The following is a 13,470-nucleotide window of genomic DNA, read 5'->3' on the forward strand; positions in this document are numbered from 1 at the left end:
GCCGGAGATCATTATCATCCGCGACACGCCCATCTCGTGCAGCCGACGCAACGCGGTCTTGGCAGCTTCGCGAGGCGTGTCCATCAGGCCGATCGCGCCCAGGTCGCGGTCCCCCTTGCGGACCACCATTGTCGTGCGGCCGTTCTCGCGCAGCTTCGCGATTGCGTCCTGCGCGCCCTGCCCCAGCGCCGGAATGCCCTCACTTCCGAACATCTCGGCCTTGCCGATCCACACCGTCTCGCCATCCACGCTCGCGGTGACGCCCCGACCGGTCAGGCTCTTGAGGTCGCCGGCAGTCGGCACGGCACGATCGTTCAGACGTTCGCGGCCGTCCTTGACGATCGCTTGGGCCAGGGGATGGTCGCTCAACGCTTCGACGGCGACAGCCAGCGCCAGCAACTCGCCTTCATCGGCGCCATCGACGGGCACGACATCAGTGATGCGCGGACGACCTTCGGTCAGCGTGCCCGTCTTGTCGAAAGCGATCGCTTTGAGCGACCCGAGGTTTTCGAGCGGTGCACCGCCCTTCACGAGCACGCCGCCCCGCGCTGCACGGGCAACGCCCGACAGGACCGCGCTCGGCGTTGCGATCGCGAGCGCGCACGGGCTTGCCGCCACCAGCACCGCCATCGCGCGATAGAAGCTGTCGCGGAACGGCTCGTCGACGACCACCCATGCGAACAGCAGGAGCACTGACAGGACCAGGACGGCGGGCACGAAGATCCGTTCGAACCGGTCGGTGAAGCGCTGCGTCGGCGACTTCTGCGTCTCCGCTTCGCTCACCATCTTCACGACCTTGGCAAGCGCGCTTTCATTGGAACGGCGTGTCACCTCGATCTCGATCGCGCCGCCGCCGTTGATCGTACCAGCAAAAACCCGGCTTTCCGCGTCGACTGCATCGGGCTTGGCGCGTGCCGCTGCGGCATCTGCGACCGGCACCTTGTCGACCGGGATGCTTTCACCCGTGACCGGGGCCTGGTTGATCGCGCTGGTGCCCTTGATGACGAAGCCGTCGGCAGGCAGGCGCTCGTTCGGGCGGACGATGGCAATGTCCCCGACGACCATCTGCTCGACCGGGATTTCGCTGGTCTGCCCGCCGCGTCGCACGGTCGCGGTTTCGGGCGCGAGCTTCGCCAGCGCCTCGATCGCCTTCTTGGCGCGGCCCATTGCATAATGCTCAAGCGCATGGCCGAGGCTGAACAGGAACAGCAGCAGCGCACCTTCGGCCCATGCGCCCAGCGCAGCGGCGCCGGCCGCAGCGACCAACATCAGCGTGTCGATCTCGAACTTCTTCATCCGGAGGTTGTCGATCGCCTCGCGCAGCGTGAAGAATCCGCCGAAGAAATAGGCTGCGATATAGCAGGCGGTCGGCAGCCATTCGGGCGCGCCAGCGACCAGCCTCTCGATCGCGTAGCCGATCCCCAGCAGCGCGCCACAGGCGAGCGCGAAGATCAGCTCGGTATTGGGGCCGAGAAATTCGGCGTGGCTATGGTCGTGGCCATCGCCGGGGCCGTGCTTCTCTTCGCCCGCGCCGTGGCCCCCGGGGCCGTGGTCGTGGCCGGCATGTTCATCGGCAGCGACCCGCTTGCCCACCCTCACCTTCAGCTTGCGAAGCGCAGCGCGCACCTCCTCTTCGGTGGTTTCGCGGCGATCATATTCGACCCGGACAGACCCGCTGGTGCTGGCGCTTGCCTGGACCACGCCGGGCAAGGCGCACAGCGCATCGCTGACCGTGCGCGCCCGACGTTCGTGGTTGATCCCCGTCACCTGCCAGATCGCATGGCCGTAGCGCTCGGTGATTTCGGCACCTGCGGCGCGCACCATTTCGCGCAACCGTGGCAGCGGCAGCTTGGCGGCATCGAAATGGATGCACAGCGCCGCTGGCGTGTTGCCGTCGAGACAGATCACATGCGCCCGCTCGACACCTTCGCGCTTTGACAGGGTTGATACGAGACGGTCCAGGCAGGCATCGGCCGCGTCAGGAAGGTCCGGCAACAACACTGGAATGTCGAGTTCGAGCTTGTCGTTCATGACGACCTCCTTTCGCTTTTCTTGGTTTCGGCGCGCGCGTCGCGCAGGATTTCGACACCGCCCTTGATGGCGATGATGGCGGTGGCGAAGCCGACCAGCAGGTCCGGCCAATTGGTACCCAACCACAGCACCAGCACGCCGGCGATCAGGATGCCGCCGTTGGAAATGAAGTCGTTGAAGCTGAAGGTGGTTGCGGCCCGGAGATTGACGTCCGGATCCTTGAGGCGCTGGAGCAGCCGCAGGCAGAGGTAATTCACGACGCCGGCGATCGCGGACATGACCATCATGGTAGGTCCGATGGGCTCGCTGCCCTGCACGTAGCGCCGTCCGACATCGATCAAGATGCCGCCCGCGAAGATCAGCAGCATGACGCCCGAAGCGACCGCGGCGCGTGTCTTCCATGTCTGGCCCCGGGTGAGCGCCACAAGGCTCAGCGCATACACAGCCGTATCGGACAGGTTGTCGACGCCGTTGGCGATCAGCGCGCTCGAGTCCGCGAAGAAGCCGGAAACGAAGAAGCCCGCAGCGATCGCCGCGTTCAGCAGCAGGACGATCCACAGTGTGCGGCGCTCCTGCCCGCCATTGTTGTCGTTGCCCGGGATCATCCCATCATCTCCTCAAGTGTCAGCAGGGCCAGGAAGCCGACGAAAAACATCGAGCTGATGAGCGGGGTGTCGGGTTTCTCGTGCGCCTCGACCAGCAACTCCTCCGTGACGAGGTAGAGCAGCGCCATCAGCCCGAAGCTGAGGAAGCCGGCGATCATCACCGGCGACAGCGCGGCGACCGGCACGGCAGCGAGCGCGCCGATCGGCAGCAGCAGGGCCAATGCCGAGACGATCACGATGATGCGCAAGCGCGAGCGATAGGTTTCCGCCAGCTCGTCGGTCAGCGTCAGTCCCAGAAATAACACTTCCAGAGTGAGCGCGATCGTCAGCAGGAGACCTGCCTTCTCGCCCGCCACGAAAGCGAGGCCGAGCACCAGGCCGTCCACCAGAATGTCGATGCCGATCGCGGCGAGTAGCGCCATCGGCCCCTTGAAGCGGGCCTCAAGAGCCTTGAGCCCCAGCATGGTCGCGACGCCCGCCGCCCCGCCGATCAACGTCGCGCTGGGCGATGCCTCATGCTTGACCTGCGGCAGGATTTCGGTCGCTGCCGCCGCGAACACGACGCCGGCAGCGAGATGCTGTAGGCCCGCCACGAGGCCAGGTTTCAACTTGGTGCGGCTCGCGACAATCGCGCCGAGCACGACCGCCAGCACAGGCGCAAGCGTATAGAGCAGTGCCTGCATTTCCTAGGACTCCTCCGGGGTTCGGTGGCAGACGCGGATCTTCCCGCGTCGCGTGAACGCGATCGATCCGCCCGCCACGACAGCCCGCGAATGGTCGCCGCGAAACTCGTCACCGGTTCGCTGCGCGCGCAGGATCTCGGTCCTGCCCTTCGGCAGCCAGGTGACGGCCATTTTCAAGCCTTCATCGATGAAGTCGACATCGGCGCGTGTGCCGTCGTCGCAGTACATGATGCGCTGCGCGATTAGTTTCGACGTCAGATGCTTTTCATGCGCCGGCTCGGTAGGCTGGGTCGGCGCTGGATTACACGCCCCTATAACCGCCCCGGAGACGAGAACGACGCCGAGGCGCGCGATCGCCAGACCGGCCCGATTCAGGCCGCACAAGGTTGTCACATTTGAAATCGACGTGTCAGACATCGGTCTCTTCCGACGAAGCGCCCTGTGGCGTTCGAAGGCAGGGCAGTTCATCGCGTGCCTTCCTGCTCGCAGATCCGGGTACGGCCATCGCCTTCCACGATGGTGAGCTGCGACCCCTTGAAGGTCGCGGTGGCTGTTTCGCCGACATATTGCAGGCCCTGCGCTGGCGCGGTCAGCATCATCGGCGGTCCCCCGTTGGAGCGCCGCAAATCGATCTGCAGGCCGTTGTCCTTGTAATCGACGAACAGCGGTTCCCCGTCGGAACAGCGATATCTATGCCGCCCCATTTCCCCGGTCGTCACGGCGCTGTCGGACGAATGGATCTGCTGCTCCGTTGGCGGGGCTGGCGGCTTTCTTTCCGAGCACGCCGCGAGCCCGACAACGAGGATGACGGCGGGCAGCACCCGCTTACAGTGCATCATCATCGCGCCTTCCTCCTGTAGCGGAAGGGGACGCGCTGACGATTGATAGCCCGGGCAGGCTGACCTACCCGCCAGCGGAGATAGGTTGCGAGGCGATCGTCAGATTCGACCATCAGGGATCGCAGGCGGCGCAACATCATCGCCGCGAACGGCAGGGAGAGCGCCCCGCGCAGCGTGCAGCTATGCGTTAGCCTGGTGCCGCCATCGTCCCCCGCCAGCTCGTACCGCTCTTCGAGCGTGAACAGATAGGGGATGCCGCAGGACCAAGCGAAGGCGTGCGGTTTATCGAATCGATCAATCCGTGCTGGCGTCCGAATTGGCCGGGTGATGCCCTGGATCGCAAAGGTGCATTCTGTGTCGCCGAGCCGGGACGGATCATCGAGAAATACGAGCGGACTCCACGCCCGGCGATGATCCGGATCGGTGAGTGCCGACCAGATGCGCAGTGGCCCGCCGTGAAGCATCGAGCTGGTTATGGTGCGAGGCATATCCCCATCTCCCAGAGATGGGCGGGGCGATCGCGGATCGCCCCGCCCATCCATCAGGCCAAGTTGTTCACGAAGGTCTGACCGTGGTCGTCCCCTTCATGCTCCTCATTGTAGTGCTCGGGTTTCTCGATCACTTTCTGCCCGAACCGGGCATAGAGTGTCGGCAGCACGAACAGCGTAAGAAGCGTCGCCGAGATCAGACCGCCGATGACGACCGTCGCCAAAGGCTTTTGAACCTCTGCGCCGGCGCCTTCGCCCAGCGCCATCGGCACGAAGCCGAGGCTGGCGACTAGCGCGGTCATGATGACGGGTCGCAGACGCTGCATCGCGCCAACATGCGCGGCTTCCTCGCGGCTCATCCCTGATCGGATCAGATCTTGGATCGAGCTGACCATGACGAGGCCGTTGAGGACCGCGATGCCCGAGAGGGCGATGAAGCCCACTGCCGCCGAGATCGAGAAGTCCATGCCCCGCAGGAACAGCAACAGGACGCCGCCCACCAGCGCGAAAGGCACGCCGGTGAACACGATCGCGGCGTCGCGGACCGATCCCAACGCCCCGTAGAGGAGCAGCAGGATCAAGATGAAGCAAGCCGGAATGACCAGCTTCAGCCGTTCGCTTGCCGATTGGAGGTTCTCGAACTGGCCGCCCCATTCGAGATAGGTGCCGGCAGGCAGCCGGAGTTGGCTGCCGATCGCCGCCTGCGCATCCGCCACGACGGATCCGACGTCGCGGCCACGCACGTTGGCTTGCACCACCACGCGCCGCTTGCCGTTCTCGCGGCTGATCTGGTTCGGACCATCGACCACCTTGATCTCGGCGACGCTGGACAGCGGTACATAGCCGCCGCCTGCCACCGGCACCTGCACCTGTTGGAGCAGGCCGATGTCGGCACGCTGCGCCTCCGACAGGCGGATCACCACGGGGAAGCGACGGTCGCCCTCGAAGATCTGGCCCGATGTTCGCCCGCCGATCGTCGCAGTCACGGTGTCCTGCACATCCTGAGCCGTAACGCCCAACCGCGCCATCGCGTCGCGGTTGACGCGAATGTCGAGCATGGGAAGACCGGTCGTCTGCTCCACCTTCACGTCCGCTGCGCCTTGCGTTCTGCGCAGCACCGCCGCGATTTGCTCGGCCGTCCGGTTCATCTGGTTGAAGTCGTCCCCGAACACCTTCACCGCGATGTCGCCGCGCACGCCGGCGATCAGCTCGTTGAAGCGCATCTGGATGGGCTGGGTGATCTCGTAGGCATTTCCCGGAATCTTCGCGAGATTACCCTCGATCCGGCTGACCAGCTCCTCCTTGGGAAGCTCAGGATCCGGCCAATCCTTGCGCGGCTTCAGGATGACGAACATGTCGGTCGCGTTCGGCGGCATCGGGTCGGCCGCCAGCTCGGCGGTGCCCGTCTTGGAATAGACGAATTGCACCTCCGGCTGCTTCGACATCATCCGCTCGATCGGCACCTGCATCGCCTGGCTCTGCTGGACCGACGTTGCCGGAATGCGGAGCGACTGGATCAGCAAATCGCCTTCGTCGAGCTGCGGCAGGAACACCGAGCCGAGCGTAGTGAAAGCAAGCGCCGCCACCACAAGGCTTCCCACACCCGCACCGATCGTCAGCGTCGGGCGCTTCATGGCCCGGTCGAGACCGGGTTCGTAGCGCTTCTTCAGCCACGTGATGATGCGGCCGTCCTTCTCCTCGACCTTCTTCGACAGCCAGATCGCAATCATCGCCGGCACGAAGGTGAGAGAGAGGATGAAGGCGAAGGCGAGCGCGATGATGACGGTCAGCGCCATCGGTCCGAACGTTTTACCCTCCACGCCGGTCAGCGTGAGCAGCGGTACGTAGACGAGGATGATGATTGCCTGCCCGTACACAGAGGGACGGATCATCTCACGCGCAGCGGCTGCCACGGTCGCGAGCCGTTCCTTGACGCTGAGCAATCGGCCTTCATGATGCTGTTGCTCGGCAAGCCGGCGCAGCGCGTTTTCGACAATGATGACGGCGCCGTCGACGATCAGACCGAAGTCCAAAGCCCCAAGGCTCATCAGATTGGCCGAGACCCCAGCGCGCAGCATACCAAAGCCTGTCAGCATCATGGTGATCGGGATGACCAACGCCGCGATCAGGGCCGCACGGAAGTTGCCGAGCAGCAGGAAGAGCACGACGATGACCAGCACCGCGCCTTCGGACAGGTTTTTCGCGACCGTCTTGATCGTCGAATTGACCAGCTCGGTGCGGTTCAGCACCGGCTGAATTACGACGTCAGGAGGCAGCGAAGCGTTGATCGTCTTCAGTTTCTCAGCGACCGCGGTCGACACGATGCGGCTGTTCTCGCCGATCCGCATGATCGCCGTGCCGACGACGACTTCGGTACCGTTCTCCGATGCCGAACCCATGCGGATCGCCTGACCCGTCTTCACAGTCGCAACTTGTTCGACCGTGATCGGCACGCCGTTACGTGTCGCGATCACGGTCCTGGCCAACTCGCTGGCATTGCGAACGAGCGCATCCGAGCGAACAGCCAGACCTTCGCCATTGCGATTGACGAAGCCACCGCCGACGCTGGTGTTATTGCGCTCCAGCGCATTTCCCAGGTCCGTCAGCGTGATGCCGAGCGAGGCCAGCTTCTGCACGTCGGGCACGACGAGGAACTGCTTGGCGTAACCGCCAATCGAGTCGACACCGGCGAGGCCCGGTGTGGTCTTCAGAAGCGGCGTCACGATCCAGTCCTGCGCGGTGCGCAGGTAGGTCGCCTTGTCCTCTTCGGTCGTCAGTCGCTCGCCCTCTGGCGTGATGTAGCTGCCATCGGGCTGTTGGCCCGGTTCACCGGGCTTGTGCTTGTCGTCCTCGCGATGATCGAGACGAACGGTGTACATGTACACCTCGCCCAGGCCTGTCGCGATCGGACCCATTTCAGGGTTCACGCCGTCGGGCAGATTCTCTTGCACGCCCCGCAGACGCTCGCCCACCTGCTGGCGGGCGAAATAGATGTCCGTCGCGTCCGAAAAGACCGCCGTGATCTGCGCGAAGCCGTTGCGGCTCAACGAGCGCGTATATTCCAGGCCGGGGGTGCCGGCGAGCGCGGTTTCGATTGGAAACGACACCTGCTTCTCGACCAGCTCGGGCGAGAGGGCAGGCGCGCGGACGTTGATCTGGACCTGATTGTTGGTGATGTCCGGCACCGCGTCGATCGGTAGCCGGTAGAGGGAAAAGGCGCCGATGGCGGCGACGATGACGGTGAGGAGCAGGACTAGCCAGCGCTTCTCGACCGCCCAGGTTACGATACGGGCGATCATGGCTTAATCCTCGTGGCTCGCTTCGCCCTTGCCGATCTCGGCCTTGAGCGTGAAACTTCCGGTGGTGGCGATCTGTTCGTTGCCGGTCAGGCCCGACCGGACGATCACCGTGTCGCCCGACGCATCGCCGAGCTGGACCGGGGTCGCCTTGAAGCCGGTGGGCGTGCGCACGAACACGACCGACTTGCCCTCGAAACTCTGGACCGCCGTCGTCGGCACGCGGACCGCCCCGCTCCCGCCGCTGCCCGTGAGCTGCACGGCTGCCGTCACAGGCTCGCCGACCCGCCATTCGCCACCGCGATTGTCGAGGGTGGCGAGCGCAGGCACGAGCCGCGTCTGCGGATCAAGCGCCGGCGACACGAAGGTCACGCGGGCGGTCGCCTGACGGCCTGCCGCCTTCACCAGCACCGTATTGCCGGGACGCACCCGGCCCGCATCCTCGGGCTTGAGATTAAGCGCGATCGACACCTGGCTCAGGTTGGCGATGCGATAGAGTTCGGCATCCGCCGCGACCGTTTGTCCCAGCGTCACGGGGCGCGCAATGATCTGGCCCGAGATCGGCGCGGCAATGCCGAGCCGGTTGAGCCCGCCGCCGCCGACACCCGCCGCCGAAACCATGCTCTGCGCCTGCGTCAGGGCGATCCGCGCCTCCGTCGCCGCTGTGCGGGCGGCGATCAGATCCTGTTCAGGGGAGACTCTCTGCGCGAACAGCCGCTGTTCGCGCGCGAGGTTCGAATTAGCGAGCTGAAGCCGCGCCCGCGCCGCCTCGACCTCGCCCTTGATCTGCGCCGCCTCGCGGCTTTCGATGACCGCAATGGTCTGGCCGCGTCCGACCGATTGGCCGAGGTTACGGGTGAGCGCGACCACGCGTCCCGCAATTGCGGCCGAGACGACCTGCGTTCCCTGTGGGTCGCCCTCGATGATCGCGGGCAGCTCGATCGTCCCGGCCCCGCCGATGATCGGCCGTCCGACCTGGACGCCCGCTGTGGCGATCTGGTCGGCACCCAATGTGACGACGCCTTCACCGGCATGACCGCCTTCAGCACCGCCCTTTTCCGTGCCCGCTGCCGTCTCATTGGCAGCTGCGCCTTCGGCAGTTGCCTCGTTTCCGCCATCCTTGCCGCCGCAGGCAGCCAAGAGCAGGGCGAGCGACGCCGCGCCCGCGAGATAAAAGCTCTTCATCACTGATTCCCCCCATTGGGCGCACGAGCGGTCAGTCGCTCCACTTGCGCGCGGGCATTCTGGTAATTGGCAAGCGCGTCGATCGCGGCGACCCGCGTTTCGGCGAGCGTGCGTTCAGCATCGAGCAATTCGAGCTGGCCGAACTTGCCCTCGCGATAGCCGATCCGCGCGATGCGGGCGGCCTCCTGTGCAGCCGCCAGCGCCGGCCCCGACGCCGCACGAGCCGTCGTTGCGGCATTGGCCGCCTGCGCCTGCGCGTCCGTGATCGCCTGTTCGATGTCGAGCGCGGTCACGCGGCGCTGCGCATCCGCCTGGGTCCGCTGCGCGGTCGCCTGCGCAATCGCGGCGCGACCATTGTTGAACACCGGGATCGGGATCGACACGCTGAACACCGCCGCCATGTCGTTGGTCGCTTCCAGGCGGCGGATCGACGGCCCGACGTTCAGGTCAGGCACGCGATTGGCGCGCGCGAGCCGCACGCCGGCTTCGGCAATGGAGAAATCCGCGTTGGCTGCCGCCAGCGCGAGTGTGCCGGTCGTGTTGACCGGTGCCAACGGCCCATAGACGTTCACATCGGGAAGGCGATCGAGCAGCGTGTCATCGAGCAGGCCGTCGATCGGCCGTCCGATCCGACGCGCCAGATTGGCGCGGGCCGCCTCGGCCAAGCGAAGCTGCCGCTCCACATTGGCGTCGGCATTGATACGCGCGACATCCGCGCGCTGTTGCTCGAGTGGCGATGCCCGCCCTGCCTGCACGCGAACGCTCGCGGCCCGCAGCGCATCGCTGGCGATCCGGGCCTGATCGCGGGCTGTCATTACCCGGCGATCGGCCGCGACCGCTTCGACATAGAGCTGCGTTACCTGAAGCCGGACATCCGCCGCGATGATCGCGGCCTGGATCTCGGCCCGGGACAATTGCGCATTGGCGACCGCGACGCGGGCGCCGCGCTTGCCGCCTAGCTCGATCGGGATCGCAAAGCCGACCGTGGTTTCCGCGCTGCGGACCCCCCGATACGGCCCGGAGCCGATGACATTCTCGACTTGGCCTTGAACCACCGGATTGGGCCGCAAGCCGGCGACTGTGCGACCTGCACGGGCCGCGTCGATTCCAGCTGTCGCCGCTTCCGCAGCAGGGGCCGAACCGCCCGCTGCACTGACCGCTTGGTCAAGCGTGTAGACCGGCGCATCCTGCGCAACAGGCGCGGACGGTCCGACCTGCGCCTGCGCCATCGTGGCGCAAGACGCTGCGGCCAGCATGGCCGCGAGGATACGATTCATGAAAATAGGACTCCTGACGATGATCGACAGGGGCGCGCCAACGCACGCCCAAATCGGACGTCAGGCTTGGGGGGGCCTCAAATGGACCATGCCGGTGCGGCCGTCGAGCGACGCAGAGGCGGAGATTGTCGGCTTGGGCACTGTGAGGACGGGGGTATATTCCATCGTCGTGCGCGCAGGCGCGCCGACGTCGTGTCCGTGACAATAATTGTGATGATGCGGGACATTCTTGTCCGAGTCCGATGGCACCTGATCGATGTCACCGGCGGTATGGACCGTGAACTCAACGCCCGCGATGCTTCCCCCCGCCAGATCGGCGGCATGGGCCATGCCGGAGAAGCTGGTCAGGACCAGCATCAGGCATGTCAGGAAAGGCAAAAAGGCTCGCACTAGCTTGCCTCTATCACGGAAGGGTTTTCATGTCATTGCACTAATTCGAACCAAGGGTCACTGAGCCGGAACCCGAGCGGGATCGGTCGCGCCCGTTCCAGGCGAACCCGACCGCAATGGCGACCGCCATCAGGAGTTGCGCCAGCACCGATTGCCAAGTGGGAAACACGCCGAGCATCGACAGCCGTGGCACGTCCGCGAGCGGTGCGATGTTGATAAGGCCGGCTTCCTGGAGCGCGGCGACGCCTTTACCCGCCAGCACGACGGTCAGGACCGCCATGAGCCAGGAGCTATAGCGGAAGAACTGCGCGATCGGCAGCTTGCGACTGTAGCGAAGCATGGCCCAAGCGATCAGGCTGAGCAGTCCAATCGCCGACCCGGCCCCCGCGAGAAGCATCCCGTTGTCACCTTGCGCCGAAAGCGCGGCATAGAACAGGATCGTCTCGAAGACCTCGCGATAAACTACGACGAACGCCAGCCCGAACAGGAACCAGCCCGACCCGCCCGAGAGCGCCCGCGACATCTTCTCGCGAATATAGCGCTGCCACTGATCGGCCTGCGCCTTGCCGTGCATCCAAATCCCGACCGAGAGCAGCACGACCGCGGCGAACAGCGAGCCAAACCCTTCCGTCAGCTCCCGGCTCGCACCGCTGATCCCGATCGCATAGGTGGCGACCGCCCAGGTGATCCCGCCCGCGATGATCGCGCTGACCCAGCCGCCATGCACGTACCGCAGCGCCTCGCCGCGCTCGGCTTTACGCAGGAACGCGATCATGGCGACAACGATGAGCAGGGCTTCGAGCCCTTCACGCAGCAGGATCGTGAACGCGCCCAGGAACGTGGACGCTTCGGTGGCGGCATCAGGCGCGAGCGCCGCTTCCGCATCGTCGAAAAGGCCGCCCAGTACTGCGACCTTCTCCGCGAGATCATCGGGCGACGCGCCCCGGTCGATCGAGGCGCGGAACTCCCCCATCGCGCCCTCGATTCGACCCATCAGCGTCGCGTCGCGCGCGGTGAGTGTTGGCTCGATCGGCTCGAACCCATCGAGATAGGCCGACAGCGCCAGCTCTTTCGCCATGCGCGCATCGCCGCGCCGCGCAGCCGCCACGCTTTCGGCGAGTTTGGCGCGGGCGACCGCGAGCGAGCCGGGAGCCTGTTGTATCACCTGTTCGGGATGACGACGCAGGAACGCGAGCACTGGGTCAGCCTTGGCGTCGCCGATCGCCGCGCCGAGCGCGGCCGGGGTGAGCGCGACCAGGGTTTTCAGGTCCGGAATGCGCCGGCGAAGGGTCGGGTCGGATTTCCAAAGCCGCTCGCCTTCGCGCGCCTGCGCATCCGTGAAGGCGAAGCTCCCGGCTCGGAATGCTAACGCCCAGCGCTGATCGTTGGGCAGATCGGCGAAGCTCTGCATCGCGGTCCCGTCGATGCCTTGCGTCACCACCTGATAGAGCGCGAACACGCTGCGCTGGCGCGCGCGCTCGGCATCGGTGAAAGCAATCGGGGGCGTAGCGAGCTTGGCGGCGTCAGGGCCACGGCCGTTGCCCGTCATCCCGTGGCAGGACGCGCAGGATTGTCGGAACAGTGCATCGCTGGAGACGAGGTTCGGAGCCTTATCGGGCGCGAGCGGCACCGGGTAGGCGCGCAACAGATCGGCCGCGAGCCCGTGCGCCAATGTTGCCACCTGTTCAGTCGGTCCCTTTTCCGCGATCACCGCCTGGAGGTTGGCAGCCCGCTGGATGAGGGCTTGACGCTCCGGCTTCGCCGGCAGGCCCTGAAGCCGTGTCGAGACCGACGCGGCGAACTCCGTCATCTCGGCATATTCCGACGTGCTCTTGATCCGACCGTTGGCGACCGCGCCGCCATAATCGACGGCCATATAGTCGAGCAGCCGCCATGCGGTTTGCACGTCGCCGGGTTCGGCGATTGCCGCAGCAGGGATCAGCAGCGCCGCGAGCGCGGAGAGCAGCCGCAACGAGAGCATTGCCCGGATCAACGCGAGCAGACGCACTACCGCTCTCCCAATTCGCGCCGAGCGCCAGTGACGATTTCATAAGCGGAGTGGAGGAACAGGAGGGCGATGAGGCCGGCGACGGCGAGGTCCGGCCAGGCGCTTCCTGTCCACGCCACCAGACCGGCCGCGGCGATCACCGCCACGTTGGCGAGCGCGTCGTTGCGGCTGAACAGCCAGATCGCGCGAACATTGGCGTCCCCTTCCCGGAAACGCGCAAGCACCAAGGCGGACACGACATTGATCGCGAGCGCGACAACGCCGATTGTGCCCATCAGTTCGGCATCGGGCGCGGTTGCGTTCAGGGCGCGCCAAATCGCGAAACCGATTACGCCCACGCCAAGCGCACCGAGAAACAACCCCTGCGTCAGCGCGACCTTTGCCCTCGCCCGTGCGGACCAGGCAAGCGCGAGAAGACCGATAAGGCTGATCGACCCGTCCCCGAGAAAATCGAGGGAATCCGCTTTCAGCGCTTGGCTATCGGCGATGAACCCGCCGAACAGCTCGGCGACTCCGAAGCCGAGGTTGAGCACCACGACGGTCAGCAGCGCACGGCGATAGGCCGGATCGGTTTGCGCGCGCGCGGGCTCCCCGTGGCACCCGCAGCTTTCGGTAGAAGCATTCATGCGGCCTTCCTTACCACCTCCAGTCGCTGTAGAAGCAAGCGA

Annotated in this window: 12 protein-coding genes; all 12 read right to left on the reverse strand. The window is 65.6% G+C overall.

Annotated features, from left to right (window positions below):
- A partial coding sequence (locus EDF69_RS19105; RefSeq protein ID WP_204991479.1) for a heavy metal translocating P-type ATPase occupies positions 1-2,031 on the reverse strand: 2,031 nt, incomplete at its 3' end.
- The gene (locus EDF69_RS19110; protein WP_004212885.1) at positions 2,028-2,636 is read right to left on the reverse strand and encodes a cation transporter; all 609 of its coding nucleotides are present in this window, start codon (positions 2,634-2,636) and stop codon (positions 2,028-2,030) included. The genes EDF69_RS19105 and EDF69_RS19110, both read right to left, overlap by 4 nt.
- Positions 2,633-3,319, reverse strand: a complete 687-nt coding sequence (locus EDF69_RS19115) for a ZIP family metal transporter (protein WP_004212882.1) — start codon at positions 3,317-3,319, stop codon at positions 2,633-2,635. Before EDF69_RS19115 ends, EDF69_RS19110 begins: the two co-directional genes overlap by 4 nt.
- Positions 3,320-3,322: 3 nt before the next feature.
- Positions 3,323-3,736: a hypothetical protein gene (locus EDF69_RS19120; RefSeq protein ID WP_017183574.1), complete on the reverse strand. Its 414-nt coding sequence runs from the start codon at positions 3,734-3,736 to the stop codon at positions 3,323-3,325.
- A 47-nt stretch (positions 3,737-3,783) separates the two neighbouring features.
- Positions 3,784-4,161 (reverse strand): hypothetical protein, encoded by a 378-nt coding sequence (locus EDF69_RS19125; protein WP_021238674.1) that lies wholly within the window; start codon positions 4,159-4,161, stop codon positions 3,784-3,786.
- Positions 4,158-4,646 carry an SRPBCC domain-containing protein gene (locus EDF69_RS19130; RefSeq protein ID WP_004212879.1) on the reverse strand — a complete coding sequence of 163 codons (489 nt, stop codon included), beginning with the start codon at positions 4,644-4,646 and terminating at the stop codon, positions 4,158-4,160. Before EDF69_RS19130 ends, EDF69_RS19125 begins: the two co-directional genes overlap by 4 nt.
- A gap of 53 nt (positions 4,647-4,699) precedes the next feature.
- A complete protein-coding gene (locus EDF69_RS19135; protein WP_004212878.1) occupies positions 4,700-7,945 on the reverse strand; it encodes an efflux RND transporter permease subunit in 3,246 nt (1,081 codons plus the stop codon).
- A 3-nt stretch (positions 7,946-7,948) separates the two neighbouring features.
- Complete coding sequence (locus EDF69_RS19140) at positions 7,949-9,127, reverse strand: efflux RND transporter periplasmic adaptor subunit (RefSeq protein ID WP_004212877.1); 1,179 nt, start codon at positions 9,125-9,127, stop codon at positions 7,949-7,951.
- On the reverse strand, positions 9,127-10,404 hold the full coding sequence (locus tag EDF69_RS19145; protein ID WP_013039111.1) for a TolC family protein: 1,278 nt from the start codon (positions 10,402-10,404) through the stop codon (positions 9,127-9,129). The genes EDF69_RS19140 and EDF69_RS19145 overlap by 1 nt, the downstream gene beginning before the upstream one ends.
- A gap of 60 nt (positions 10,405-10,464) precedes the next feature.
- On the reverse strand, positions 10,465-10,761 hold the full coding sequence (locus tag EDF69_RS19150; RefSeq protein ID WP_007406840.1) for a hypothetical protein: 297 nt from the start codon (positions 10,759-10,761) through the stop codon (positions 10,465-10,467).
- Between the two features lie 73 nt (positions 10,762-10,834).
- Complete coding sequence (locus EDF69_RS19155) at positions 10,835-12,802, reverse strand: cytochrome c/FTR1 family iron permease (protein ID WP_004212871.1); 1,968 nt, start codon at positions 12,800-12,802, stop codon at positions 10,835-10,837.
- A complete protein-coding gene (locus EDF69_RS19160; protein ID WP_004212870.1) occupies positions 12,802-13,428 on the reverse strand; it encodes a cation transporter in 627 nt (208 codons plus the stop codon). Before EDF69_RS19160 ends, EDF69_RS19155 begins: the two co-directional genes overlap by 1 nt.
- Between the last annotated feature and the right edge of the window lie 42 nt (positions 13,429-13,470).

The organism is Sphingomonas sp. JUb134 (assembly GCF_004341505.2).
Taxonomy (GTDB): Bacteria; Pseudomonadota; Alphaproteobacteria; order Sphingomonadales; family Sphingomonadaceae; genus Sphingomonas.